The following is a 25,326-nucleotide window of genomic DNA, read 5'->3' as shown; positions in this document are numbered from 1 at the left end:
GTCACTGCCGGACAAGGGTTGTTGGTGGTGGGGTGTGTCAGACATAGTTCTGGTGCACCCCACCACTATTTTTTTACCCAAAAACAGTTGTACAACGACGCCACACAAGTGCCTTGGGCACTGTCCCGAACATGATGCTTCCAATACAGTGAAGTAATCTGACCGGGGAGGCGACAAAACATGATCGTTGTGCCAGTTCAAATGCCTGACAACACAATTACGCCGGTGCGTGTATTTGTTGAACAAGACAAAACCACAGGTAGCGCAAGCCACGAAATCGCTCCCCGCCGGATCAGTTTCCTCGTCATACCAGGCTTAGGATCACCCGCCTCGTACTACGATCCGCTCGCACAAATGCTGAGCGACCGAGGGTTTCCCACCGCAGTGACAGAGCTTCGAGGTCAAGGCGCCAGCGACCCAAGCCCTCACAAGGAAAGCGAATACGGATACCACGATCTCGTGACCGTAGATATCCCTGCAGCACTAGAGGTCCTCCGCGAAAACGCTCCCGAACATGTACCAGTGCTCATTGGACACTCCCTCGGCGGCCAGCTGTCCTGCCTGTACGGAGCCCGAAACCCCCACTCAATTGGCGGGATAGTGCTGGTCGGCGCAGGATCGCCGTACTTTCGGGGATTTCCTGGTATGCGCGCACTCGGCCCCCTCGTAGGTGGCCAAATGATGTCCATGACAGCGCAAGTAACCGGCTACTGGCCGGGCGACAAAGTGAATCTCGCTGGCTTCGGTCGACAATCCCGAGTCCTAGTAAGAGACTGGTCACGGTTTGCGCGAACCGGTCGGATTGACCCCGCAGGGGCGGACATCAACTATGAATCGGCGCTATCCGAATCCAGCCTCCACGTGTTAGCAGTAACCGTGGCGCGCGACGACATTGCCCCATCGACGTCAGTAAATAACCTTGTCAACAAACTGGAGAAGTCCGACGTTGAGCATTGGTTCAATTCGGAACCTCAGGGCCATAATGGGTGGATCCGAGCACCGAAACTGACGGTGGACCGCATTTTGCAGTGGCTGGAGACGAAACTCTAGGTTCGCCCACGGACCCTCAGCATGGGCAGGGGAGGGGTGGCCCGAAACCAACCCGGAACCACCCCGACATACCTGCCCACGCCGGAACTAGCTGTTGTCGCTGTTCAGCTGCGTCCACAGGTACTGGTATGCCAACGCAGTTTTGAACGCAAGCTGCGCGTTGTCGGCGGCACCACTATGCCCGCCTTCGATGTTCTCGTAGTAGTGCACAGGGTGGCCCTGCTGTTCGAGGAGCGCCGTCATCTTCCGCGCATGCCCGGGATGGACTCGGTCGTCCCTCGTCGAGGTCATGATCAGAGCCGGTGGATACACCTGATCTTCGCTTGTGTTGTGGTACGGCGAGTACTGCTTGAGGAACTCCCAATCGTTGGGGTCGTCCGGGTCTCCGTATTCTGCTTTCCATGACGCACCTGCGAGCAGTAGGTGGTACCGCTTCATGTCGAGAAGTGGAACTTGGCAGATGATCGCGCCGAACAGTTCGGGGTATCGGGTGAGCATCACGCCCATGAGGAGACCACCGTTGCTTCCGCCCTGTGCGCCGAGCATTTTCGCGGTTGTCACGCCCCTGCTGATGAGGTCTTGGGCTACAGCGGCAAAATCTTCGTAGGCGCGTGGTCGATTTTCCCGCAGTGCCTGGGTGTGCCAGTTGGGACCGTATTCTCCTCCGCCTCGAATGTTTGCAACGACGAAAGTACCTCCCCGTTCAATCCAGCCGAGTCCCACTCCAGGGCTGTATCCGGGTACAAGCGAGTTTTCGAATCCGCCGTATCCGTACAGCAGGGCGGGCCCAGGTGTGTCATGTGGCGAGCGGACTTCAAAGTAGGGGATCCGTGTCCCGTCGGCCGAGGTGGCGAAGTGTTGGGTGGTGACCACTGCGTTCGCATCGAAGAGTTCGGGAGACTTCTTGATGTCGTGGAGCGCGATGGTGCCTGGTTCTTCGATCGTGCCGTGCCAGAGCGTTGCTGGTGTTGTGTAGCCGCTTGAGGTGATGAAAACTTCGTCGCTGTCGTCGTCAGTGGCGGTGATCGTGACGGACTGCAATGGTGGGAGATCGTCTACGGTGGTGTCGGCCCAGTCGGTGGGGTTGATGATTCGCACTGCTGTGCGCACATCGGTCATGGTGACAAGGACCAGGAAGTTCGAAGTCCACGACATTTGCAGCAACGAGGTTTGCTCGTCTGGGGTGAACACCGGTGTCACTGTGTGGTCGCCGCCGAGGAAGTTTTCGAAGTTTGCCCGCAGCAATGAGCCTGCCGGGTATTCGACGCCGCCAACTGTCCAGGGCGAGCGGAGGCGAACGAGTAGCCACGCGTGGTGCACGGAGATTTGAGCGTCGTCTGGAACATCGATTCGGATGGTTCCAGCATCAGTGAGTAGATAGTGTTCGGCGTGGTAGAAGTCGATGGCGCGTTCAACAAACGAGCGTTCGAATCCTTCTGCGGTGTCATGCGAGGCGCCTACGGCCACATCGGTGCTGTCGCCTTCAAAAACTAGTTCGGCGTCGCCTAGCGGTGTGCCTCGTTTCCACCGTCGTACAGTGCGTGGGTAGCCGGATGTGGTGAGGGTGCCGTCGCCGAAGTCTGTGCCGACAAAGACCGTGTTTCGGTCGATCCAGGTGATATCCGATTTTGCTTCTGGGAGTGTGAATCCGGCGGCATCAAACTGTTGAGTCTGCAGATCAAACTCCCGGACCACTGTTGCGTCTGACCCACCGCGCGAGAGTGATATTAGTGCTCGGTCAAACTGGGGGTGCCTGACTGTTGCTCCTGCCCACACCCAGTTTTCGTCTTCAGCTTCGGCGAGGGCGTCCACGTCGATAAGGACTTCCCACGTTGGCGCTTCGTTACGGTATTCGTCCAGTGTGGTTCGACGCCACAGCCCGCGGGGGTTGGTGGCGTCGCGCCAGAAGTTGTAAAGGTAGTTGCCGCGTCGGCGCACGTAGGGGATTCGGGTGTCGGTGTCGAGGGCTTGTCGTATGCGGTGCTCAAGTTCGGTGAATTCGTCGGTGCGAAATGCTGCCGTGGTTGTGTCATTGTGTTGACGAACCCAGTTAAGCGCGTCGCTGCCATCGATTTCTTCGAGCCACAGGTAGGGGTCTTCCATGACACCAGTGTGCGCGATTGCCGCACTATTTTCAGGTTGCTAGGAGTTCGCCATGCGTGGCGGGCGCCAACCGCCGAGGCCTTTTTCGAGCGCACGTGCGACTCGAATGGTTGCGTGATCATTCCCAGGTGCTGCGGCCACTTGCAGTCCGAGGGGTAGGCCACTTTTGCCGATCCCAGTGGGTACTTGGGTGACGGGAAATCCGAGCATGTTGAAGACGAGTGTGTTGGTGGCGAGCCACGGTTGCCCGTAGGTGGTGAAGTGTTTGGGGGCGACGCGTGGGAAGGGCGGGTAGAGCATCACGCCATCGCCGAGAAGGTCAACGATTTGGTCGGCGGCCTTGGTGGCTGCGTTGACGAGCCTACGGGCGGCGAGTGTCCGAACGCGTCGTGCCGGTGCAAGTTCCGCGAGGCGGAGCAGCGCTATGGGCGCGTTGAGGAGGGAGACGACAAGTCCGGGTGACTGCTCGGGGTGGGTACCAATGATGTCGGCAACGGTTCCGGCGATGTCGAGTGTGGAACTGAATGACGCTAGCGCCTGCGCGATTGCCCATCGCAGTGATGGCAGTGGTGCTTCAGTAACGATGGCGCCGCGTGCTTCCAGTGTGCGTGCAGCGAGGTAGCGGGCTGTCTCGAGCTCGATGCCGGGCTTTGTGATGGTCGAGTCGACAGCCAATATGACGGGCAAGCCAGTGAGTGACACGTCAGCCGGGTTGTGCAGCGGCATGACGCGCGCGTGCGGGTCGAATCCGTCGGGTCCGGCCAAAATTTTGAGAAGTGGATAGAGGTCTTCGGATTTCCGGGTGACAGGCCCGAGGTAGAGGTTACGGCGTGCTTCTCCGTAGGCCATGGGGAAGTGCCCGGTGTTGGGAACGAGCCCGACGGAAGGGAGATGCGCGAATACGCCGTTGAAGAATGCGGGTATGCGCAGCGATCCGCCCAGGTCCGATCCGAGCGATAGTGGTGATCCTCCGCAGGCGACTGCTGCGCCGTCTCCGCCTGACGATCCGCCTGCTGTACGCGATAGGTCGTACGGGTTGCTGACGCGACCGTAGAGGGGATTGTAGGTCTCCATCCAGAAGATGGGCCCAGCAGAGTTTGTGACGCCTAGAGGGATGCCACCGGCGTCGCGAAGCCGTTGCACTGCTGGGGCATCGGATGTGGACAGTTGGTGGCGCCTATGGGGGAAGCCTGCGGTGTTGGGCATTCCCTTGACTGCGATGAATTCTTTGACTGTGAACGGGACGCCGAGGAGCGGAGGTAGCGCTGTGTCCGACGTCGTGTTGGTCACTTTCGCATCGGCGATGCGTTCGTCGGCCTCGTCCGCGTCACGGAGGGCTGCGTCAAATCGGTCTTTGGCGATCGCGTTGAGTGCCTTGAAGCGTTGAAGCGTTGAGATGTGTTGTTGGACAACGTCGCGTGATGAGATCTCACCGCGCGCAATGGCGTCGGCTAGCCGGGTTGCGGACCACTGGGTGATGTCATCACCGGAGAGCGGGTGCTCGCGCATGGGGCGTTTGGTTGTTTCAGGCATGCTTCCCAGTTCCTCGCCATTGAGTAGTGGTTGAAGTGTTGACAGTATGCGCCTGGGCTGTGGGCGGCGGTGGGAATTTTCAGATTCGACCCCCAACGCAGGACATAACGAGCCCACACGACTAGGCTCGTGAATCGTGGCTGCACATTATGACGTAGTTGTTCTTGGAGCGGGACCCGGAGGGTACGTCGCGGCGATTCGCTGCGCGCAACTGGGCCTGAAAACCGCGATCGTTGAGGAGAAGTATTGGGGCGGTGTGTGCCTGAACGTGGGGTGTATTCCGTCGAAGGCTCTGCTGCGAAACGCTGAGCTTGCGCACATCATCACGAAGGAAGCGAAACTTTTCGGAATCGAAGGTAACCCTTCGATGGGCTTTGGGGCAGCTTTTGACCGGAGCCGAAAAGTCGCGGACGGCCGAGTCAAGGGCGTTCACTTCTTGATGAAGAAAAACAAGATCACAGAATATGAAGGTCGCGGGGCGTTTACTGACGACCACACTATTGAAGTTTCGTTGTCTAAGGGCGGCACCGACACTGTCACCTTTGACAACGCGATCATCGCGACGGGCACCAGTACACGACTGTTGCCTGGCACTGAGTTGAGCAAAAATGTTGTGACGTACGAAGAGCAAATCATGACGAAGGATTTGCCTGGTTCGATGCTCATCATTGGCGCCGGCGCTATCGGTATGGAGTTCGCGTATGTGCTTGCGAACTACGGCGTCGATGTGACGATTGTCGAGTTCCTTGACCGTGCGTTGCCCAATGAGGACGCCGATGTGTCGAAGGAAATCGAGAAGGCGTACAAAAAACTCGGCGTCGCAATCAAGACGGGCGCCGCAGTGCAGAGCCTCGATGACGATGGTTCGAAGGTGACGGTAAAAATCAAGGACAACAAGTCCGAGAAGGTGGAGACCGTCACCGTTGACAAGGTGATGCAGGCTATCGGATTCGCACCGAGGGTGAAGGGCTACGGCCTTGAGAACACCGGCGTGAAAGTCACTGACCGTGGTGCGATTGATATTGATGCGAGGATGCGTACCAACGTGCCTCACATTTACGCCATTGGTGACGTCACCGCGAAGCTGCAACTAGCACATGTCGCGGAGGCACAGGGTGTGGTCGCTGCGGAAACTATCGGTGACGCCGAGACCTTAGAGCTTGGTGACTACCGGATGATGCCGCGGGCAACATTCTGCCAGCCGCAGGTCGCGTCATTTGGTTTGACTGAGCAGCAAGCCAAGGACGAAGGCTACGACGTCAAGGTGGCGACATTCCCGTTCATGGCGAACGGTAAGGCTCACGGTTTGGGCGACGCTACCGGGTTTGTGAAGCTCATCGCGGACAAAAAGTACGGTGAACTTCTCGGCGGACACCTCATCGGCCCTGACGTATCGGAACTGCTACCTGAGCTGACCTTGGCGCAGAAGTGGGATCTCACCGTCAACGAATTGGCTCGAAATGTGCATACGCACCCGACGCTCAGCGAAGCGTTGCAGGAAGCTATTCACGGACTTGCTGGGCACATGATCAACTTCTGATCCAGTGCTGCGCCTTTAGGCGGGTCTTAACTATGGGCGGTTCCTCCAGGGGCCGCCCATAGTTGTGTCCGCTAGCGTTCGGCCAGCTGGCCGTGACTGGGCTGTGGCTCGACGATGCGTTGGGGCTTGACGATGCGTTGGTCTCGTTCGATCCGTAGTGCGCGAATCGTGGTGGCGAGCGAATCGTACTGACCGATGAGTAGGACAATTTCAACAAGCTCACGGTGATTGAAGAACCGATCGAGCCTGGCCCACGTCTCGTCGTCGATGTCTTTGGTGTTGATGAGCTGGTCGACAGCAACTAGTAGCGCGTGGTGACGGGTCGACCATCCCGGCGCAGAGGGTCCGGCTTCGATTCGGTTGATGATGGCGCGGCTGAGCCCAGCTCGTTTACCCAATTTTTCGTGGTGATCGTATTCATAAGTGCAACCGCGCAGAATCGCGATTCGTAGGATCATCATTTCGACTTCGTAGCGCGGCAGGGAACCGAACGGCATCAGTCGGGCAGAGAACATGAGCCACGCGCGGAAAAGTCCGCGGGTATGTCCCAGTGTGCTGAAGAGGTGAACGTCGTTGACGCGCATGACCTTGGCTGCGAACCGGGAGAACGCCCAGTTTGAGGGGCCGAGTTCTCGAAGCGAACCCGGTGGGATTCGTGGAGTCATGCGGTCGTATCTCCTTGGTTGGGGGGCCGCAACACGGTTTCCCGTTGCGCGGTGGTTAATGGTGCGTTCTCGGCGCGGGCGATCTCCAGGGCGGATGCAAGGTTTCGCCTAATCGTCACGTCAATTACGCGTTGCGCCACTGGGCGCATCGGCAAGAGTGGGCGCACATACCAGGGGGCCGCGATGATGCGGGACCGGCGCGCAATTCCGCGTTCAACGCGGCGAATTGCGGGCGCGAGGGGAGCGACTTTGAGGAGTGGTCCTGATTTCGTTAATTCCTTGGCAGCTTCTGTGCCGAATCCGCGCGATGTCATTTCTGTATCAAGTTCGCCGAAGTATGCGACCCCTGCTGTTGCGCCATAGGGGTGCAACTCGGTGCGCAACGTGTTGCCCAGTGCTTCAACAGCTGCCTTCGATGCGCTGTATGCACCTAGTAGTGGCAGGTTGATCGCAGCGGCAAGCGATGACACGAGCAGGGCATAGCCATTTTTGTGAGAGATGTGGGGACCTGCGGCGCGGACGGTGTTGTATACCCCCATCAAATTGACTTCGATGGTGCGCCGGAAGATCTCCGGGTTTCCGCCTACGAGAGGTAATTGTGCTGCGACACCGGCGTTGGCGACGATGACGTCGAGCCCGCCGAGTTCGGCGACGATGTCATTGATGCACTTTTCGGTAGCGTCTGCGTCTGTGACGTCGCATTCCCGCCACGGCGCTGGCCCGCTGGCGGTCCCGCAATCGTTGGCGACAGCGGCGAGCAGTTCAGGTTCGATTCCGAGAAGCCCGACGTATGCGCCTTGGTGGGTGAGGCTTCGCGCGAGGGCGGCACCTATTCCGCGAGCCGCACCGGTGATGAGGATTCGTTGACCGCTGAGACTTGTTCGACGTTTGGGCATCACTTCCTCACCATACGTGCCTGCGTGCGGTGACGAGTGTGGATCGTCGTGTGGCCGTGTCATGTGAAGGCGCCCCATGTCTCAGGGCACCTTCACATGCTGGGTTAAATTGCCATCGCGCTTCGTACCTCGTCGGCGGCGCCCGTTCCGCCGGCGCCAGATGCAGTGATGCGGCCCGCTTCGATGACGTAGTAGCGATGGGCTGCTCGCAATGCAAATCCGATGTGCTGTTCGACTAACAGGACTCCGAGGTTTCCTCGCTGCGTCAAAGCGAGAATCTTTTCCTCGATCTCCTTCACAACTGATGGCTGGATACCTTCGGTTGGCTCATCGAGAATGAGCATCCGAGGCTCGGTGATCAGTGCCCGTGCAATCGCGAGTTGTTGCCGTTGGCCGCCTGACAATAGTCCCGCCTTGCGGGTCAACAGCTCCGTCAGCGCTGGGAACATGTCCAACGACTCGTCGATGAGCTGTTTTCCACGCTGACGCCCGTCGGCCACGAGTTGGAGGTTTTCCATTGTTGTGAGCTGGCCAAAGGATTGCTGTCCCTGCGGTACGTACGCCAGTCCGCGCGCCACTCGTGCGCTCGGCCGAAGCGACGTCACGCCTTCACCATCAAGAAAGACGCTGCCCTTGGTGACTTTGCACAAGCCTACGGCGGCGCGCAGCAGGGTTGTTTTGCCGGCGCCGTTGTGTCCCATGATCGCGACGACACCTTCGGAGGGGACGTCGACGGATGCGCCGTATACGACAGTTGAACGGCCATAGCCGGTGTTGACATTGCGTAACTCAAGCATCGTCTTCGCCTTCCAGTTCGGAGCCGACAGCGGCAGCTGTGCCCAAGTAGACAGCTTGGACGCGTGGGTCAGCTTGCACCTGGGCTACGGTGCCTTCGCTCAGGATTTTTCCACCGTGCAGCACGGTGACCGACGTTGCGAACTGGCGCATGAAATCCATGTCGTGCTCGACCACGACCACGGTGCGTTCGCCACCGATGCGCCGGAGCAACTGGCCTGTTTCTTCCCGCTCCTCGTGGCTCATCCCAGCGACGGGCTCATCAAGGAGCAAGACTGTGGCGTCTTGAACCAGCAGCATCCCAATCTCAAGCCACTGCTTTTGCCCGTGGGCGAGCACGCCTGCTGGTTGGTCGCGTAGGGCGGCAAGTCCTGTGACTTCCAGTGCCTCTTCAATTTTGGATTCCACGAACCGCCGCGTGCGCAGCAGGGACCATGCTGACCGGTGTGCACCGGCTGCGATGTCGAGGTTTTGCAGGACCGAAAGTTCTTCAAACACACTGGCTGTTTGAAATGTCCGTCCAACACCCAGTTTCGCGATCTTGTGGGCGGGCTTACCGACGAGTTCCACGCCGGATTTGTCGACCGAACCCGTGGCAGGCACTAGGCCGGTGATGGCATCAACCAAAGTGGTTTTGCCTGCACCGTTGGGGCCGATGAGGAAGCGAAGGTCACCTTGAACAAGGGTGAGGTCAACGCCGGAGACCGCTTTGAAGCCATCGAAATCTACGGTGAGGTTTCGTACTTCAAGGTATTCCGAGCCCATTCCGACATTGCCGCCGAAGGTGGGTTCGTGTGTTTGCTGTGTCATCGCGCAGCCTCCTTTTTGCGCTGCCAACGGCGCCACACCAGCAGCGATGCGATTCCGCCGGGCAAGAACCCGACGACAAGTACAAACAGTGCGCCTTGTGCGTAGGTCCACGCGGAGGGGAACTGTTCCGACAGCGACGTTTGTGCCCACGCAATAGCGATGGCACCGAGCACGGGGCCCAATAGGGTGGTGCGGCCACCGATTGCGACACCGATGATGAATGCAATGGAGGCGAGAACACCCACGTCTTGCGGCGTGATGATGCCAACGATGGGTACGAAAAGCGCGCCAGCTATGGATGCCCATAGAGCAGCTATCACGTAAGCAAATAGTTTGATGTTGGCGGGGTCGTACCCGAGAAAGCGGACTCGTTCTTCTTGGTCACGCACCGCGATCAGGAGTTCACCGTAGCGACTGTTCATGATCTGTCGCGTAATAGCCATCACGATGAGCAGAGTTGCGGCGGCAATGAAATACAGCATCTGCTTGTTGGCGGGGTCGTTGAGGTTGAACCCGAACCAGGTACGGAAGTAGCTGATCCCGTTGGAGCCGCCCAACGTGTTTTGCTGACTCACCAACAAGATCGCAAACGCTGCTGCCAGAGCCTGGCTCAGAATGGCGAAGTAAGCGCCTTTCACCCGTCGTTTGAAGATCCCGAGTCCGAGGACGAAGGCGAACAGCGTTGGGACTGTGACGATCGCCATCAGGGTGAACGCTGGGCTGGTGAACGGTACCCAGAAACTTGGAAGCTCTCGCTGACCGCCGAGTTGCATGAAGTCCGGCAGTGTTCCTGGGCCTTGAAGTTGAGCGTCAGCCAGCTTCATATGCATGGCCATCATGTACGCACCGAGCCCAAAGAACACACCTTGGCCCAAGGTGAGCATGCCTCCGCGACCCCAGGCAAGACCGATGCCTACCGCGACGATGGCGAAGGTGATGAACTTTGCGAGAAGGCCGAGCCGAAAGTCGCTGAGGACGAGCGGGGCGACAGCGAAGAGCACTACGGCCCCCGCGGCGAATCCGGCAAGAGCGCCGTAGCGATCACGCCAACTGTGCGCCGGGGCTGATTTTCGAGTAGCTGTTGCAGTCTGGCTCATGCGAGACTCCTTGTCTTCACGCTGATCAGACCCTGTGGGCGAACCTGTAGGAAGATGATGATCACGAAGAACACCAGGACCTTGGCGATGCTCGCAGTGGTCGAGTATTCAAACACTGACTGCAAAAGTCCTAGAGTGAACGCTGCGATCACCGCGCCGCGGATCTGGCCGAGCCCGCCGGCAATCACGACGAGAAATGCGTCGACGATGTAGCTCTGTCCGATGGTGGGGCTGGTCGAACCTATGAGGGTCAGAGCCACACCTGCGACACCAGCAAGCCCAGAGCCAATGAAGAATGTTGTGATGTCGGTACGGCGGGTGGAGATGCCGCTGACTTCAGCAAGGTCACGGTTTTGAACCACAGCCCGGATCCGTCGACCCATCGACGTGTACTTCAATGCTGCGGCCAAGGCAATGACGCAAACGATGGCGAGCACCAAAATGAACAGGCGGGTTTTCGGGACGACAGCGCCGAGGATTTCCACCCCGCCTCGCAGAAATTCTGGTGTTACGACGTTGACGGCTGGTGCCCCGAAAATGTCTCGGGCCAGCTGCTGCAAGATCAACCCAACACCGAATGTGACAAGCAAGGTGTCAAGCGGTCGGTGGTACATGCGTCTGAGGAGTGTCATTTCCAGAATCACACCGAAGATTCCGCCGACTAAGAAGCCGATGAAGAGCGACGCGAAGAGCGAGACCCCAGCGCTGGAAAACACTTGCTGAACAACAAAAGCGGTGTAAGAACCGGCCATGATGAACTCACCATGAGCCATGTTGATGACGCCCATTTGGCCGAAGGTAAGAGACAAACCGAGAGCGATGAGTAGGAGAATTGACCCCGTACTGAGCCCGGTGAAGAGCTGGCTGGTCACGACATCCATCGCGGATCCCAGTCCTTCCTATGAGGGGATATGGTCGCACGCAAGTGGGCCCGCACCAAGCGGCACGGGCCCACGACCGAAATCAGTTACCGCTGAGCCCTTCAGCCCAGTCGTACGAGGTGAGGTAGGGGTCCGGATCGATCGGTCCGTCCGATTCCCACACTGTGTCGATCAACCCTTCGGAGTTAATTACGCCGATACGGGAGGTTTTGGTGAGGTGGTTGTTGTCGCCGTTGATGACGACTGTGCCTTCTGGTGCATCGAAGCTAATTCCACCGGCTGCGTCGCGAACTGCATCGACATCAAATGAGTCGGCGCTTTCTACGCTTGCTGCCCATAGGAAGACTGAAGTGTATGCAGCTTCCATGGGATCCGAGGTGGGCTTGTTCTGGCCGTAGCGATCCTTGTATGCCGCAACAAACGCAGCGTTCTCAGGTGTGTCTACAGTCTGGTAGTAGTTCCAGGCAGTGAGCTGGCCTTCGATGCTCTGGACCCCGATGCTCGCTACTTCTTCTTCAGCGATCGACACAGACATCACCGGTGTCGTCTCCGGGGTTAGTCCCACGTTTGCGTACTCGCGGAAGAACGCGACGTTCGCATCACCGTTAAGGGTGTTGAAGATGGCGTCTGGGCTAGCTGAACGAACCTTGTTGAGGATGGTGGAGAAGTCGGCTGATCCGCCGAGTGGTACGTAGTCTTCGCCGAGAACTTCGATGTCGTGGGCTGCGGCGTAGGCCTTGATGATGTCGTTTGCGGTGCGAGGGAACACGTAGTCACTGCCAACAAGGTAGATCGATGAGATGCCTTGTTCCTTGAGGTAGTCAAGCGCAGGCACGATTTGTTGGTTGGTGGTGGCGCCGCTGTAGAAGATGTTGGATGATGATTCAAGGCCCTCGTACTGCACTGGGTAGTACAGGAGTGCGTTGTTGTTTTCGAAGACTGGGAGCATCGCCTTGCGGCTCGCTGAGGTCCATCCACCGAATACTGCCGCGACGCAGTCCTGGCGGACGAGTTTTTCGGCCTTCTCGCGGAATGTTGCTGGGTCAGACGCCCCGTCCTCGGGAACGATCTCGATTTGCTTGCCGAGAACTCCGCCGTCCTCGTTGATCTGGTCCACAGCAAGACGGATCGAGTCGCGAACGGTGACTTCGCTGATCGCCATTGTGCCGGAAAGTGAGTTCAGCGACCCGACCTTGATTGTGTCGCCGGACGTGTCTACGCATGATGCTGCGGAACCGACCACCGATTCGTCTCCGGCACGGCTTCCGCAGGCGGTAAGCATTAGACCAACCGCAATTAATGCGGTGGGGGCGGCTACGCCGCGCTTAGTCAACCTCATCCAGCACACCTTTCGTTCCACTCAACTTCGGGATTGATCGGCGGCTGTATTCGGGGCCGCTGACCGTTGTGTGGAACGTTAGAGCGCGCCTGTTTCGGTCAAGTGACAGATTGTCACGCAGGCATTAACCACCGTTACGTGCGAGTTAAACTTCGCAAATGACGCGTGGGGCAGGCGTACGCACGGCGCGGTTGGGCGGCAGCCGTGCGCACACCTGCGGCTTTCAACCCGGGAAACTAACCCCGGGAAACTAACCCAGCGGAATCACTGTGTTCCCATCGGACACACAGCCTTTGAGCGTCTGGAAGTCGCCAGCAAATGAGGGTCCGCCGGAGCATTGTGGGGCAGAGGTTCCTGAGACTGTCACAGTGGCGCCAGGTCCGGCTATACCAATCGACAAGCCTGGGCTGACACCCCACGCTTCAACGCGTGCGCCCTGGCCGATGGCAATTGCTGCGGGGCCAGAGAAGTTCGTTGCTTCGCTAACGGCGATTCCACCATCGGCGCCAATCGCGAGGGAAAGGCCCATATTCGTCGCGTTGGCGGTCGCAGAGCCGCCGTTGCCAAACGCGGCGGCAGCGCTTGAGGCGTCGGCATTGGCTGCGCACTCCGAAGTGGAACTGATTAAAGTCTGCGCTGCTCCAGGTAGAGCAGGGCAATCAACAGGGCTGGCCGACGCCGCACCTGCGGCCACGGCCGACGCGGAACCAGCAACAAAAAAAGCGCCCAGCGTAAGCGCTAGACGGTGCCGTAGGGTACTCATGGCAACTCCCGTGTGAGGGTTTGTGATGCTCCTTACACAGGTGATTCGAAGGCGTTGCGGTGGCGGATTGGGCGGAAATAGAAACTCGTTGAAACTAAATTAAAGTCCCAGGTGGGGTGCATGATTAGGGTCATCCACCCCACCTCTGGTTGATCAGGAACCAAACATCGAGATCTGGTCTTCGAATGCACCGAGGACGATCTCAAGGTTGTCGAAGTCGCCGCGTCCGCCGTTTTCTTGAATGAAGAGGGCGAATTCGGACAACATTCCGATGAATTCAGTCAGCACTGAGTTCTCCTTACGACGTAGTCTGCTGCGCGATGAGTGGTGCTGGCGCAGTCGACTTTCACAGTAGGGGCACAGGCCCGGCCAGCGATCACCGTTGTGTCAATATGCGGTTGCGATTCACGAACGGTGATGTCTCGCTGCGTCGTTTGCCTCCACCGCCCGGAGTCAAAGGTGCGGGGCGAACTCCTCGTCAGGGATGCGCTCACCGGGAGTTGGGCCCTCGTGGATGAGGTACGGCGAGATGGTGCTGTGGTGCTCGTCTAGGTCTAGATCCTTGCCGATGGCGGGGAATGCGCGTTGAGGGCAGCGTTCGCGTTCGCAAATGCGGCAGCCAACTCCGATGGGCGTCGCTGTGCCAACGCTAGTGATGTCTAGTCCGTCGGCGTACACCGTGCGACCCGCGTGACGCAGTTCGCAGCCGAGTCCAATTGCGAACGTCTTGCCTGGTTGCCCGTAGCGCGACGCCCGACGCTCGACGGTGCGCGCAACCCAAAGGTAGCGGCGCTTGTCTGGCATTTCAGCTATCTGGCGCATCATCTTGCCGGGGTAGGCAAATGTCTCGTAGACGTTCCACAGTGGGCAGGTGCCACCGGTGGATGAAAAGTGAAATCCGGTCGCCGATTGTCGTTTTGACATGTTCCCGGCGCGGTCTACTCGGACGAACGAGAATGGCACACCGCGAAGGTTGGGGCGTTGCATCGTCGACAGTCTGTGGCAGATGGTTTCGAAACTGACGTTATAAAAAGCAGACAGGCGTTCGATGTCGTAGCGGAAGTCTTCTGCAACTTCGTGGAACTGCCGGTAGGGGAGGACCGTGGCGGCCGCGAAGTATTTTGCCAGGCTGATTCGTGCGAGTTTCTGTGCTGCTTCCGAGGTGAAATTTCCCTCTGCGACGAGGGCGTCGAGTAAGTCTGAGCACTCAAGGTAGGCGAGTTCGGTGGCGAACTTGAACACTTGTTGCCCCGACGAGAGGTGCGTGGAAATTTCCATGACGCGCGTCTCGGGGTTATAGCGGTGCAGGACGGCGTCGCCTAGGTCAACGCGCTTGAGTATCTGGACGCCATGTTTAGTTTCCAGTCGGCGTGCTATTTCGCGGCGCACATCGGCGTGGTGCATCCGCATTTGGGTCGTGAGATTCTCTGCGGCGGTGTCGAGTTCGTGAAAGTAGTTTTGCCGCAGGTAGATGTAGTCGCGCACTTCTTCGTGGGGCATGCTGATCGCGGCGGAGCCACTACCGTCATTGAATCGGTCTGCCGTCGCTGCGGCTAGTTGTGAGGTGGTGATCCGATATCGGCGATGCAGGTTCACCATCGCCCGCGCTATCTGGGGATGTGACTGGACGAGCGATGCAACTTCTTGTGCGTCTGCGTCTACGCCAATTTCTCCATCGAGGAGAACCTCGCGCACTTCGGCGATAAGCCGGGTGGTGTCTTGAGATGCGAAGAATGTTGCGTCGACGCCAAAGAGTTCTGAGATCCGTAAGAGGACTGGGACTGTGAGTGGGCGAACATCGTGCTCGATCTGGTTGAGATAGCTTGGCGAAATATCGAGCATTTTTGCGAGTTCGACTTGGGACAGCCCGCGCTCGGCGCGTAGCTGTCGAAGTCGGGCCCCTACGTATGTCTTCGCCACAATTCCTAGGCTATCTACTGGGAGTGAAATCGGCGAGGTCGGTATGTGAGTGCGCTCACAGTGGCCTGCGGTGAAGGGTGCGTTTGTCGGGTCGTTGGTGTGGTGGCGGCGGCGCAAGCGCCTGTGGGAGGGTGTGGAGCTACCTGCGGTAACGTAACGCTTGTACTGTTTTCTGACGCTGGATTCGCAGAGCAAATTAGCAAAATTTGCAAAACCCGCTGAAAACATAGCCAAGTTTGGCATTTGCAAGTGGTAGACCTGCGACTTTAATGTATGGCATTGTCGGAGAGGTAACAGATCCGATGAGATACACCGCTGCGAAATCATAGGCGTGAAAACACTGCCGTGAAATCACCACCGCGTTGGCCACTCACAAACTGGGCGGCCACCAGCGTCCGGTGCGGTCGTATCACCAGGACTACAACTCAGAGAAACTGGAGCATCGATGTCTAACGTCGGTAAGCCACGTACCGCAGCCGAAATCCAGCAGGATTGGGACACCAACCCACGCTGGAACGGAATCACCCGCGATTACACCGCCGAGCAGGTTGTTAGCCTGCAGGGCAGTGTTGTCGAAGAGCACACCCTTGCCCGTCGCGGCGCTGAAATCCTTTGGGAAGGCGTTAACGGCGACGGCTACATCAACGCCCTCGGCGCACTGACCGGCAACATGGCCGTTCAGCAGGTTCGCGCGGGACTCAAGGCAATTTACTTGTCCGGCTGGCAGGTAGCTGGTGACGCGAACCTTTCAGGTCACACCTACCCAGACCAGAGCCTGTACCCAGCAAACTCGGTACCGGCAGTGGTTCGCCGTATCAACAACGCACTTCTCCGCGCAGACGAGATCGCTGCCGCTGAGGGTGACACCTCCATCGACAACTGGCTAGTGCCGATCGTTGCTGACGGTGAAGCTGGCTTCGGTGGCGCACTTAACGTCTACGAACTGCAGAAGGCCATGATCGCTGCGGGCGCCGCCGGCACCCACTGGGAAGATCAGCTCGCTTCGGAGAAGAAGTGCGGCCACCTCGGCGGCAAGGTTCTGATCCCGACGCAGCAGCACATCCGCACACTGACTTCGGCACGCCTCGCAGCTGACGTTGCTGGCACCCCTACCGTCGTGATTGCACGTACCGACGCTGAGGCCGCAACACTCATCACTTCTGATGTGGACGAGCGCGACAAGCCATACATCACCGGTGAGCGCACCGCTGAAGGCTTCTACAACATCCAGAACGGCATCGAGCCATGCATCGCTCGCGCGAAGGCATACGCTCCATACGCCGACATGATCTGGATGGAAACCGGTGTACCGGACCTCGAGGTTGCTAAGAAGTTCGCGGAAGCAGTCAAGGCTGACTTCCCCGACCAGTTGCTCTCCTACAACTGCTCGCCTTCCTTCAACTGGAAGCAGCACCTCGACGACGCCACCATCGCGAAGTTCCAGCGTGAACTCGGCGCCATGGGCTTCAAGTTCCAGTTCATCACGCTTGCTGGCTTCCACGCGCTGAACTACAGCATGTTCGACCTTGCATACGGATACGCACGCGAAGGCATGACTGCATACGTCGACCTTCAAGAGCGCGAATTCGCGTCAGAGTCACGTGGATACACCGCCACCAAGCACCAGCGTGAAGTTGGCGCCGGGTACTTCGACCAGATCGCCACCACGGTCGACCCCAACACCTCCACTGCAGCTCTCAAGGGCTCCACTGAAGAAGGTCAGTTCCACTGATGTCGGGACAAGCTGACGCTCCAGCCACCAATGCAGTTGCCGGAGATAAAATCTCGCGAGTAGGTGTTATCGGCGCCGGGCAGATGGGCGCGGGTATCGCGGAGGTGTGCGCTCGCGCACACGTCGACGTACTGGTGTTCGAACAAACTCGGGAACTCGCAGCAGCGGGTCGGGCACGGATTCTTCGTTCGCTCGACCGCGGTGTGAGCAGCGGAAAAATCACCGAGCGGGAACGCGAACAAGCCGCATGGCGACTTCGCTTCACCTCTGATCTCGGCGATTTCGCGGATCGTCAGCTTGTCGTGGAAGCGGTTCTCGAGGACGAAAAGGTTAAGACTGCAATCTTTGCGGAGCTTGATCAGATCGTCACCGATCCCAAAGCGGTTCTCGCATCGAACACTTCTTCGATCCCCATCATGAAGCTAGGAATGGCTACTAAGCATTCCGAGCGTGTCGTCGGCATGCACTTCTTCAACCCGGTGCCTGTGCTGCCCCTGGTTGAGCTAGTGACCACGCTGATGACCAGCACTGAAGTATCGGTCCGGGCGGAAGCTTTCGCCCGCGACGTCCTGGGCAAACAGGTCGTCCGATCAGCAGACCGGTCGGGATTTGTGGTGAACGCACTCCTGGTTCCATACCTCCTCTCCGCCATTCGAATGGTGGAATCAGGGTTTGCCACAGTCGAAGACATCGACAAGGCAATCGTTTTGGGTCTAGCGCATCCAATGGGACCGCTCGCTCTGAGCGACCTGGTTGGGCTTGACACCATCAAGGCGATTGCGGACTCAATGTACGAAGAGTTCAAGGAGCCGCTGTACTCCCCGCCGCCGTTGCTTCTGCGCATGGTTGAAGCCGGTCGGGTAGGAAAAAAGACAGGGCATGGTTTCTACCAATACCCTGCTTCGGGGCGACCTTCCTCAAAGTAGTTCAATAAAATGGCAAGGGGTGCGGTGCTTTCTTTACGAAAGTCCGCGCCCCTTTCTGTTTGTTTGACACCGTTTCGCAGTAGGGTTGCATCGAGCACAGAGTGACCTTCCAACGCTCCTGCCAAGGAGTGAGGTCAGCGGCGCAGGAAAGGTTAAGGCAGGAATGACCAGTTCCCCCCATATGAGTGACTATCGCTCCAGCATCCTGGGCTACCCGCGGATTGGTCCGCGACGTGAACTCAAGCGGGCCCTCGATTCCTATTGGCATGGCGGCATCACTCAAGACGAACTTGTTGCCACGGGTCGTGAGCTTCAGGAGCAAACGTGGAGTGAACTCGCTGCCACCGGTCTGTCGCAAGTGCCTGGAAACACGTTCTCGTTCTACGATCACGTTCTCGATGCGGCATTCATGTTCGGCATGATCCCTAGCCGATTTGCCGCCCTGAAAGAGGAACTGAATCCGCTGGACCTCTACTTCACGATGGCTCGCGGCAAGCCTGATTTTCCGCCGCTTGAGCTCGTGAAGTTCATCAGTAGCAACTATTACTACCGGCAACCTGAGATTGAACCCGGCATGGAGTTCAGCGTTGACGTGTCGAGCATCCTCGACGAAATTAAGCGCGGCGCGGCTGCGGGTATTGAGTTGCGTCCCGTCATCATGGGGCCTGTGACGCTGCTGCTCATGAGCAAAGCGGCGCAAGGGGCGCCAGAAGATTTTGTGCCACTGGACATGCTCGATGCGTTGTTGCCGAAGTACGTGGAGATGTGCGAGCAACTGGTTAAGGCTGGCACTACATGCGTTCAGCTCGACGAACCGTACTTCACACTGGAACGCACCGATGACGAACTAGCTCTGTTCCGCAGGGCCTATGACGTACTCGGTTCCGCCGGTTTGCGCCCTCGACTCCTCGTCACCGGCCAGTACGGCGACTTTGGTCCCGCATTGGACATTTTGGCCGCGTCGAAAGTTGAAGCTATCGGCCTCGACCTTGTGGCTGCACGTAAGACACCGCAAGAGCTCGCAGCAATACCGGGCCTTCGGCGCAAGCGTTTGTATGCGGGCGTCGTCAGCGGCCGAAATGTGTGGAAGACGGACAAGACCGCCGCGCTTGATTACCTCAAAGAACTGCAAGCCGTGGTGCCTGACATTGTGGTTTCAACGTCGTGCACATTGCTACATGTTCCGGTTGACGTGCTGTCTGAGTATGACTTGCCCGGTGCCGTCGCGGACCGGGTGGCGTTTGCTAAACAAAAGGTCGGCGAAGTTGTTGCGCTTGCGCGGGCACTTCGAGACGGCGCGCCCGACAAATGGCAAGCCCGCGATGAGCTCGCCCCCATTGAACCTGACAACGCTGTTCTCGAACGAGTAGCGGCGATCACGGACGAAGACGCAACCAGGCTTCCCTACGCGGAGCGCCGCGAAGCGCAACGCGCAGCCGTGGCTCTGCCAATTGTTCCCACGACAACATTGGGATCATTCCCGCAAACAAATGCGGTTCGGCAAGCGCGGTATGACTTGGGCCAAGATCGCCTGTCGTACGACGACTACGTCGAGGTAATCAAAGCCGAGATCGCGAGCGTGGTGCGGCTGCAGGAAGACATTGGCCTCGATGTCTTTGTCCACGGCGAAATTGAACGCAACGACATGATCCAGTACTTCGCCGAACTGATGAACGGTTTTGCGGTCACCCGAAATGGGTGGGTGCAGGTTTACGGGTCGCGTTGTGTTCGTCCACCCATCATTTACGGTGACGTGTCTCGTCCGAAGCCGATGACGCTGGAGTGGATTGGGTACGCGCAGTCGCTCACCGACAAACCAGTGAAGGCGATCCTCACGGGGCCTGTGACGATGTTGGCGTTCTCCTTTGTTCGCGAGGATCAGCCGCTTGAGGAAACCGTCAAGCAAATCGCGCTGGCAGTGCGGGACGAAACGGTGGATCTTGAAAACGCTGGAATCAAGATCATTCAGGTTGACGAGCCGGCGATTAGGACTCTGCTGCCGCGCCGACCTGAGGGGCGTGAAGAGTACCTCAACTGGGCAGTTAGCGCCTTCCGGCTAGCTACTGCGGGTGTGCGGCCAGAGACTCAAATTCATACCCACATTGGTCTTTCTGGTGTTGCAGCTGTAGTTGAGGCTATTGAGCACCTCGATGCTGACGTGACCTACATTGTGTCGGCCACGCGGTCGCTGTATTGGGTCCTCGATGCGCTTCAAGATGCTGGCCTCACACGCGGTGTCGGTCCGGGTGTCTACGAAAGTCGCTCAGCTCGCATCCCTGATATCGACGAGATTGATGAATTGCTTACTCGTGCAGTCCAGGCGGTTGAGCCGGAACGCTTGTGGGCAAACCCTGATGGTGGATTGAAGACTCGCCATCACTGGCAGCTTGAGCCGTCACTACGAAACCTTGTGGCCGCTGCCCGACGCATTCGACGTAGGGCCTCTGACGCCTAGGTAATGGTACGGAAGGGTGGGCGCAATCGCATAGGCGATTCAGCCCACCCTTCTGCTATCTCTCGGGTGTTGCAACCAAAAATGTAGGGCAACTGCGCGAGACTCGACCCACTGGGACACAATGGTTTTGTGCAGCTCATGGATCTCAATGACGAAGCCAAACGCCGTGATCTCCAAAAGATGAAGGCGTTCGCGATTGGGTGTCTGCTCATCGCGGCATCTATCTACCTGTATTGCCGGTGGCTGGAATCCCAGGAGGATACGGCCTCGTGGGTGAGTTTCTTGCGCGCCGCATCGGAAGCAGGCGTGGTTGGGGGACTCGCCGACTGGTTCGCCGTCACGGCACTGTTCCGACGGCCGATGGGCTTGCCGATCCCGCACACCGCTTTGATTAAGAAGAAGAAAGATCAGCTTGGTGAAAGCTTGGGAAGCTTCGTTGGTACCAACTTTCTGTCGCGGGATGTTGTAACTCAGCGGCTCAAGTCTGTGGAACTGCCACGCAAGGCAGGGGAGTGGTTGTCTGATCCCGATCACGCAGACAGGCTGTCTATGGAGGCGGCCACGATTCTTCGTGCAATTGTGGTGGTTCTGCGAGATGAAGATGTTCAGCAGGTGATTGACCAAACATTGGTGCGCAAGATCGCCGAACCGCAGTGGGGCCCGCCGTTGGGGAAGATCCTCGATGAGCTTCTGAAGGAAAATCGGCAGCAACCTGTCATTGAGTTGCTGTGTGATCGGGCGTATCAGTGGGCGTTGGGTTCGCAGGACACAATTGATCGCGTTGTCACGCGTGATTCCCCGACGTGGTCGCCGAAGGTTGTTGACTTACTAGTTGGCGAGAAGATTCACCGCGAGCTGGTGGAGTTTGCGTGGAAGGTGCGTGCTGACCCTGAGCATGAAGTTCGCGTTGCGGTGAACAAGTTCCTGTTCGATTTTGCGAATGACTTGCAAAACGATGAGGCGACCATCGCGAAGGCGGAGCGCATCAAAGATGAGTTGATGAACCGCCGCGAGGTTACGAGCCTCGCCAGCGCAGCATGGGCATTAGTGAAGAAAATGATTCTTGAGTCCGTGGATGACCCCAACAGCACGTTGCGGTTGAAGATTCGCGATTGGGTCATGGACTTCGGTAATCGGCTAACTCATGACGATGCGATGCGCGCCAAGGTTGATAGATGGCTCACTGAAGGTGCGGGTTACGTGGTAGACAACTACGCGCACGAGATCACGGGAATTATTAGCGACACGGTTTCGAAGTGGGATGCTGATGAGGCAAGCATGAAGATCGAACTTCAGGTCGGTCGTGATCTTCAATTCATTCGCATTAACGGAACTGTTGTAGGTGCCTTGGCGGGCTTCTCAATTCACAGCATCACGCATTTAATGTTTGGCGGATAGTGCATTTTTATTTACTTGTCAGAAACCTTGTACGGGTCAGTTTCGACACCGCTAGTGTGAGTGCTTGCAGGAGTTAGCACACGTGGGTACTCTCACGCACGTAGCCGGAGCGGAGGAGAGTCGATGACTCAATCGAGCGGCCAAAATATCGGTGATGACAACGCAGTCAGCGATCAGGCTGTCGGGGCCACAAACGCAGGTGATTCCGACAGCGAAGCACCGAATGAGAAAAACGATGTTGCGATCTCATCCGATGACCGAGACGGGTCTGAACCTTCCTCCACTAGTTCCAAAAGCGCCGACAAGGAAGTCGGAAAGTCGTCCGATCGAGATACGAGTTCAGAGGAAACACGCAGTGGCGGTGGATCCTCTGCAGTCCGTGTGGTGAGCAACGCGGCGCAAGACATTGGCGGATTCATTCGCGCGCAGCGCGAGATGGCGCAAGTGTCTCTGCGGCAGTTGGCGGAGCGCGCAGGAGTGAGCAACCCGTACCTCAGTCAGATCGAACGTGGGCTACGAAAACCGTCCGCCGAAGTTCTTGGTCAGATCGCCAAAGGATTAAGGGTTTCCGCTGAAGCGTTGTATGTGCGCGCTGGGATTCTTGAGCAGCGGGAATCAAGCCCAGTGAATGATGCAGTGCTCGCTGACGCTGTTCTTACGGAACGGCAGAAGCAGGTAATCCTTGAAATCTATAATTCGTTCTGCCACGAGAACCAGGCCGGTGAGTGAAGCGGAACTGTGGGCTTGACCCTATATGCACCACGGTTCCTCGGGGTTTAACAATGACATCGACATTCGTGGGGAGCACGACACGTGGCTAAAACATTGAGTAAGAATTCCATCGACATCAAGGCAGTCGACTCTGTTAAGACTCCACTTTTTGTGGCAGTCGGAGCAGGCGACTATGCAGTTGAGACGTTGGGAGGGTTCGTCAAGGACCTTCGCCGTTTCGCTGGCAATGCAGCGACAGACACTCAGGCACGGCTGGACCGCACGCGCGACCGTTTAGTTTCGTTGCCGTCGCAGGTTCCGAGTGACTTGTCGGAATTGCGGGGACGTCTCAGCCGTGACGAGTTGAAGAAGCAAGCCGAAGCTTACGTACAGACTGCGTCAGAGACATACAGTGCTTTGGCGGAACGCGGTGAGACTCGGGTGGAGCAGCTCCGTTTGCAGCCGCTCGTGGAGACTCGCGTTAACGATGCTGTAGAGGTCACCGGCGAGGCTATTGAAGAGCTGACCCGACGTTCGCGTTTGGTTCGTGAACTTGCACTGCGTGCGGTCACAAAGATTAGCGGAAAGTCTCAGCAGGCCGTGGGTGCTGCTTCTGAGAAGGTTTCAGAAGTTGCCGACAAGGCTGCGGAATCGGCATCCGATGTCGTTGAGGCTGCGTCAGATTTTGCTGATGAGGCGAAGGAAACTTTGGCTGCGGCAGTTGATTCGGTTGAGGCCGAGGCTTCTGTAGCGAAGGCAGAGCTGAAGGCGGAGGCGGAGGCCGCTGCGGATGCAGTGGTAGCTAAAGCGGAAGAGGTATCTGAGGCAGTTCAGGCTAAAGAGACCCCGGCTGCTAAGCCTGCTCCAAAGCGTCGTGCACCAGCGAAGCGCGCGGCGGCGCCACGTCGTGCATCAGCGAAGGCGTCTGAGGCTTAAGTCTGTAGCTAGTTTGCTGGAAGACCTTGTGGGGCCTGGTACGCGCAGTTGTGCGTCTACCAGGCCCCTGTTTTATCGAATACCTGCTGTATTAAATGCTTGTCATGTCAAATATTGCGGTTCATGGTGGGCACACTAGAATGGTGGCGTGCAGCAACTGACTCTGATGGTCCTTACAGCCGTCGCCATTGGCGGTGGGGTCTTTTCCTTCGTTCATGCTTTGAGGCAGCGCCCTGACGCTTTCACGGCTGTTGACAAGCTAACGAAGCCGGTGTGGGTGGCTATTTTGGCTGCAGCGACGTTCTTCCTGTTTGTCTTTACGGTTGGGAGCATTTTCGGCCTAGCGGCGGTTGTCGCGATCGGTGTGTATCTGGCTGACGTGCGCCCAAAGGTTGATGAGGTTCAAAGCGGCCCCCGTTGGTAGCCGTTATGTAGGGTTTTGACGCGCCGCGGATGCCATATTGACAACACTCATTGTCACAATGGTAGTGTGCACCGTGGCTTCAGCGTCGAAGCGCAGGATGGTGCCCAGGGGTGTTCAACGGCGAATCCCGGCAGTGGGTGCCCTTCCTTAAGCTTGGGTGTACTCGCAGATGTGAGTACTCATCCCAACTGATTGGCTTCTTTATCTTTCCTGGTGCGGACAATGATGTCTCGCACCTATTTTTTTGGAAATTTTGCAGGATGGCCAAATCGAATTCCGGGGGAGCGCAATCGTGCGCCGATTTGTTGACAAAAGTTCAATATCGAGTTGGTGCAGTTTTGTAATGTCAGCCGTCGGTTGACGACGATCTGATTCACTAGATCATGGGTATACTCGCCCACAGGCATTGAGGCTGAAAACGTATTCGCCAAAGACGGCCCCCGCATTGTGGGGAAGCGAAAGCGGGAGATGAAAGAGTACCGGATCGATGATCTGGCGCGTGCGGCCGGAATAAACGTTCGTAACGTGCGTGTCTACCAGGATCGTGGACTGCTGCCACCCCCGCGCAAAGAGGGCCGCACTGGTTGGTACAACGAATCGCACCTCTCGAGGCTGCGTCTCATTACCCGCATGCTTGAGCGCGGGTACACCTTTGCGACGATCAGTGAGCTCCTGGCTGCCTCTCAGTACGGCATGAGTATCGATGAAATCCTTGAGTCAGACGACCTTCGTGGGCCACTTGGGTTCTTTCGCTCCAAGGCGAAAATCACCCTCGGGGAATTGCGTCGAATTTTCGGAGACCAGAATCCGCCTACTGCGTTTGAGAGAAGCAAAGAACTCGGCGTCCTCGCGGGGAGTGGTGAGGACATTTCTGTCCTCAACCCCCGGCTGTTGGAAATTGCCCAGGTACTGGTCGACGCTGGGGTTCCTTTGGAAACCATTACGGAAAACGGGCAACGCGTTCGCGAGGATCTCCGCGATGTTGCGCAGATGTTTGTCGAGACCATTACCGCTACGTTCCTCTCCGACAATGGTGATCTTGATGTGATGAGCGGCAACTTCGACGAAGAACGTATTGCGGAATTAGCTGAAGTCTCGCGAAAATTGCGGCCCTTGGCGAACAAGGTTGTCGACATAATCTTCACTGAGGTTATGGAGATTGAGATCAGCAAGGCGATCAACAGGGCCGCGGCTGCGCTCAATCAGGACGCGGACACGTAGCACTTGTGACCTGAGTCACCCGTTAACACTTTTGGGCTATATGTCAAAAAACCGTTCCAAGTGCTTGCATTTTCCACTAATCTGTAAAAGTATTGCCGCAAGGGGCGCAACGGAGCGCTCCCCAGCACACT

Annotated in this window: 22 protein-coding genes; 10 read left to right on the top strand and 12 right to left on the bottom strand. The window is 57.7% G+C overall.

Going from position 1 to position 25,326, the window contains the following annotated elements:
- Window positions 1–180 precede the first annotated feature (180 nt).
- On the top strand, window positions 181–1,050 hold the full coding sequence (locus IEW73_RS14815; RefSeq protein WP_188676802.1) for an alpha/beta fold hydrolase: 870 nt from the start codon (window positions 181–183) through the stop codon (window positions 1,048–1,050).
- Window positions 1,051–1,137: 87 nt separating this feature from the next.
- On the opposite strand, the gene IEW73_RS14810 is transcribed toward IEW73_RS14815, so the two are convergent.
- Together IEW73_RS14810 and IEW73_RS14805 are read right to left on the bottom strand one after the other, a co-directional pair.
- Window positions 1,138–3,171, bottom strand: coding sequence for a prolyl oligopeptidase family serine peptidase (locus IEW73_RS14810; protein WP_268236328.1), 2,034 nt, complete (start codon window positions 3,169–3,171; stop codon window positions 1,138–1,140).
- Between the two features lie 21 nt (window positions 3,172–3,192).
- Window positions 3,193–4,686: an amidase gene (locus tag IEW73_RS14805; RefSeq protein ID WP_229676026.1), complete on the bottom strand. Its 1,494-nt coding sequence runs from the start codon at window positions 4,684–4,686 to the stop codon at window positions 3,193–3,195.
- Window positions 4,687–4,822: 136 nt separating this feature from the next.
- Here IEW73_RS14805 and lpdA point away from each other — a divergent pair, with 136 nt between their 5' ends.
- The gene (gene lpdA / locus IEW73_RS14800) at window positions 4,823–6,226 is read left to right on the top strand and encodes a dihydrolipoyl dehydrogenase (RefSeq protein WP_188676796.1); all 1,404 of its coding nucleotides are present in this window, start codon (window positions 4,823–4,825) and stop codon (window positions 6,224–6,226) included.
- A gap of 71 nt (window positions 6,227–6,297) precedes the next feature.
- Here the strand turns inward: lpdA and IEW73_RS14795 are convergent, their stop codons facing one another.
- The 10 genes from IEW73_RS14795 to ramB all read right to left on the bottom strand — a co-directional run bounded on the left by IEW73_RS14795 (window position 6,298) and on the right by ramB (window position 15,392).
- Window positions 6,298–6,891 carry a carboxymuconolactone decarboxylase family protein gene (locus IEW73_RS14795; RefSeq protein WP_188676792.1) on the bottom strand — a complete coding sequence of 198 codons (594 nt, stop codon included), beginning with the start codon at window positions 6,889–6,891 and terminating at the stop codon, window positions 6,298–6,300.
- Window positions 6,888–7,787 (bottom strand): SDR family NAD(P)-dependent oxidoreductase, encoded by a 900-nt coding sequence (locus IEW73_RS14790; protein WP_188677036.1) that lies wholly within the window; start codon window positions 7,785–7,787, stop codon window positions 6,888–6,890. The genes IEW73_RS14795 and IEW73_RS14790 overlap by 4 nt, the downstream gene beginning before the upstream one ends.
- A gap of 104 nt (window positions 7,788–7,891) precedes the next feature.
- Window positions 7,892–8,584: an urea ABC transporter ATP-binding subunit UrtE gene (gene urtE / locus IEW73_RS14785; protein WP_188676789.1), complete on the bottom strand. Its 693-nt coding sequence runs from the start codon at window positions 8,582–8,584 to the stop codon at window positions 7,892–7,894.
- Window positions 8,577–9,392: an urea ABC transporter ATP-binding protein UrtD gene (gene urtD, locus IEW73_RS14780; RefSeq protein ID WP_188676786.1), complete on the bottom strand. Its 816-nt coding sequence runs from the start codon at window positions 9,390–9,392 to the stop codon at window positions 8,577–8,579. Before urtD ends, urtE begins: the two co-directional genes overlap by 8 nt.
- Window positions 9,389–10,489, bottom strand: a complete 1,101-nt coding sequence (urtC, locus tag IEW73_RS14775; protein WP_188676782.1) for an urea ABC transporter permease subunit UrtC — start codon at window positions 10,487–10,489, stop codon at window positions 9,389–9,391. The genes urtD and urtC overlap by 4 nt, the downstream gene beginning before the upstream one ends.
- Window positions 10,486–11,370: an urea ABC transporter permease subunit UrtB gene (urtB, locus tag IEW73_RS14770; protein WP_188676779.1), complete on the bottom strand. Its 885-nt coding sequence runs from the start codon at window positions 11,368–11,370 to the stop codon at window positions 10,486–10,488. The genes urtC and urtB overlap by 4 nt, the downstream gene beginning before the upstream one ends.
- Before the next feature lie 82 nt (window positions 11,371–11,452).
- Window positions 11,453–12,709: an urea ABC transporter substrate-binding protein gene (gene urtA, locus IEW73_RS14765; RefSeq protein WP_188676777.1), complete on the bottom strand. Its 1,257-nt coding sequence runs from the start codon at window positions 12,707–12,709 to the stop codon at window positions 11,453–11,455.
- A 250-nt stretch (window positions 12,710–12,959) separates the two neighbouring features.
- Window positions 12,960–13,472, bottom strand: a complete 513-nt coding sequence (locus tag IEW73_RS14760) for a DUF6764 family protein (protein WP_188676775.1) — start codon at window positions 13,470–13,472, stop codon at window positions 12,960–12,962.
- A 153-nt stretch (window positions 13,473–13,625) separates the two neighbouring features.
- On the bottom strand, window positions 13,626–13,760 hold the full coding sequence (locus tag IEW73_RS16650) for a hypothetical protein (protein ID WP_268236324.1): 135 nt from the start codon (window positions 13,758–13,760) through the stop codon (window positions 13,626–13,628).
- A gap of 165 nt (window positions 13,761–13,925) precedes the next feature.
- Window positions 13,926–15,392: an acetate metabolism transcriptional regulator RamB gene (ramB, locus tag IEW73_RS14755; RefSeq protein WP_188676773.1), complete on the bottom strand. Its 1,467-nt coding sequence runs from the start codon at window positions 15,390–15,392 to the stop codon at window positions 13,926–13,928.
- Window positions 15,393–15,837: 445 nt separating this feature from the next.
- On the opposite strand from ramB, the gene aceA reads away from it, so the two are divergent.
- From aceA to IEW73_RS14715, 8 genes are all read left to right on the top strand, one after another.
- On the top strand, window positions 15,838–17,124 hold the full coding sequence (gene aceA, locus IEW73_RS14750) for an isocitrate lyase (RefSeq protein WP_188676770.1): 1,287 nt from the start codon (window positions 15,838–15,840) through the stop codon (window positions 17,122–17,124).
- Window positions 17,124–18,050, top strand: coding sequence for a 3-hydroxybutyryl-CoA dehydrogenase (locus tag IEW73_RS14745; protein WP_188676767.1), 927 nt, complete (start codon window positions 17,124–17,126; stop codon window positions 18,048–18,050). The genes aceA and IEW73_RS14745 overlap by 1 nt, the downstream gene beginning before the upstream one ends.
- A gap of 163 nt (window positions 18,051–18,213) precedes the next feature.
- Window positions 18,214–20,505, top strand: a complete 2,292-nt coding sequence (gene metE / locus IEW73_RS14740) for a 5-methyltetrahydropteroyltriglutamate--homocysteine S-methyltransferase (protein WP_188676762.1) — start codon at window positions 18,214–18,216, stop codon at window positions 20,503–20,505.
- A gap of 138 nt (window positions 20,506–20,643) precedes the next feature.
- Window positions 20,644–21,903, top strand: coding sequence for a DUF445 domain-containing protein (locus IEW73_RS14735; protein ID WP_188677033.1), 1,260 nt, complete (start codon window positions 20,644–20,646; stop codon window positions 21,901–21,903).
- A gap of 381 nt (window positions 21,904–22,284) precedes the next feature.
- On the top strand, window positions 22,285–22,632 hold the full coding sequence (locus IEW73_RS16595; RefSeq protein ID WP_229676046.1) for a helix-turn-helix domain-containing protein: 348 nt from the start codon (window positions 22,285–22,287) through the stop codon (window positions 22,630–22,632).
- 84 nt (window positions 22,633–22,716) lie between these two features.
- Entirely contained in the window at window positions 22,717–23,550 is an 834-nt protein-coding gene (locus IEW73_RS14725) for a hypothetical protein (RefSeq protein WP_188676756.1), read from the top strand.
- A 148-nt stretch (window positions 23,551–23,698) separates the two neighbouring features.
- Complete coding sequence (locus IEW73_RS14720) at window positions 23,699–23,974, top strand: DUF2516 family protein (protein ID WP_268236322.1); 276 nt, start codon at window positions 23,699–23,701, stop codon at window positions 23,972–23,974.
- A gap of 468 nt (window positions 23,975–24,442) precedes the next feature.
- Window positions 24,443–25,195, top strand: coding sequence for a MerR family transcriptional regulator (locus IEW73_RS14715; RefSeq protein WP_188676753.1), 753 nt, complete (start codon window positions 24,443–24,445; stop codon window positions 25,193–25,195).
- Window positions 25,196–25,326: the final 131 nt, after the last annotated feature.

It is taken from the genome of Hoyosella rhizosphaerae (assembly GCF_014643175.1).
In the GTDB taxonomy this organism is placed as follows: domain Bacteria; phylum Actinomycetota; class Actinomycetes; order Mycobacteriales; family Mycobacteriaceae; genus Lolliginicoccus; species Lolliginicoccus rhizosphaerae.
Note: the sequence above shows the minus strand (reverse complement) of the source record. Positions and strands in the feature narration are given on the sequence as shown.